Source organism: Saliphagus sp. LR7 (assembly GCF_003344565.1).
In the GTDB taxonomy this organism is placed as follows: Archaea; Halobacteriota; Halobacteria; order Halobacteriales; family Natrialbaceae; genus Saliphagus; species Saliphagus infecundisoli.
The window spans coordinates 1-1,379 of record NZ_QPND01000070.1 but is presented as its reverse complement, the minus strand read 5'-3'; the positions used below and the strand labels follow the sequence as shown (position 1 = coordinate 1,379).

The window sequence follows — 1,379 nt, the reverse complement described above, 5'->3', positions numbered from 1 at the left end:
TCAGTCGATCACATCGGGTTAGAGTAAGCGTCTGCTTGGATGCGGTGTGAAGCCTACCCAAGCAGACAACAAGGTAGAGGAAGAGCACCTGCTTAATTTTGTCGTCAACAGCCTCGGAGACGATCTCCCGATTGATCTCGGAGAAGACGTAGAGGTCTCCGCTGATGAGTTGTACGAGGTCCTCGCCGGCGCCAGCGCCGGCGGGACCTCGATCAATCACGTCTGCGAGACGACTGACGATTCACCTCACGCCAATACTGTCCGTGACCATCTCACCGATCAGTTCGACCTGGACGCTGTTGAGGCGGTCGGGAACACGCTCCTTCAACGAGATACCCTCGAGACGCTTCCCGATCGACCGGTGGAGGTCGTCGCCGACCTCCACCTCGATCCCTACTACGGTGACGAGGACGAGACGGAGGCGCTGTACTTCTCGCAGGCCAAACGAGGAACCACGGCGTTTCACGCTTACGTCACGCTCTACGCGCGGGTACGCAACAAGCGGTATACGCTGGCGGTCCGCCAGCTGGTCGCTGGCGAGACCACCAGCGAGGTCCTCGGGGAGTTCCTGACGCTTCTCGACGGCCTTGACCTGCGCGTCAAGGCCGTCTACCTCGACCGCGGCTTCTACAACAGCGGCTGCCTCGAATTGCTGTACGCCCACAACTACGCGTTCGTCATACCGATCGTCAAATGGGGTGAGACGATCAAAGACGAACTCAGCAGCGGCTGGAGCCGCGTGATCGAGCACGAACTCGCCGGGCGGGTGACGTTCCCCGTGTTCATCGACTGCATCTACCAGCGAGGTCGCTACGACGAACACGGGGTGGCGCGTCACGGCTACGCCGCTGACGCGCCGTTCATCGACACCCCACGAGAAGCTCGAGAACACTACAGCAAACGCTTCGGCATCGAATCGAGCTACCGATTAGCCAAGCAGAGCCTCGCTCTGACCAGTTCTCGAGACGCTGGGCTCCGACTCGTACTGTTCGTCGTGAGTCTGTTGCTGCAGAACGTCTGGCGGTATCTCCACTGGAAGTACGTGGCGGCGCCCCGCCGTGGGGGGCGCCGCCTCTGGGACTGGTCATTTACGGAGTTCTGTGAGATGGTGCTGCGCGCTGCCTGGACAGCACTTGGCGTTCGCAGGTCTGTTCCAGCGAATCAACCCCTCGACGACCGGTTCTTCCGGTAGCTGTCCCTGAATTGGGGCGGCAGTCGTGAGTGGAAACACTGTCGCGTCGGCGGCGGATCGCCGCCGACAGCGACTGTCCAGTGCTGATCATCGTCTTTGCCAATTCCTCGACACTATCCGAACACGGATCAGACCGGTTCAGCATGTTCTCGATGCATTCGTGCGGTCACTGGTGTGATCGACTGAG

1 protein-coding gene is annotated in these 1,379 nt (G+C 60.5%); it reads left to right on the top strand.

Annotation, left to right across the window (positions count from 1 at the left end; all coding sequences use genetic code 11):
• Positions 1-46: 46 nt before the first annotated feature.
• Complete coding sequence (locus DVH23_RS23190; RefSeq protein ID WP_114579693.1) at positions 47-1,192, top strand: ISH3 family transposase; 1,146 nt, start codon at positions 47-49, stop codon at positions 1,190-1,192.
• Positions 1,193-1,379: the final 187 nt, after the last annotated feature.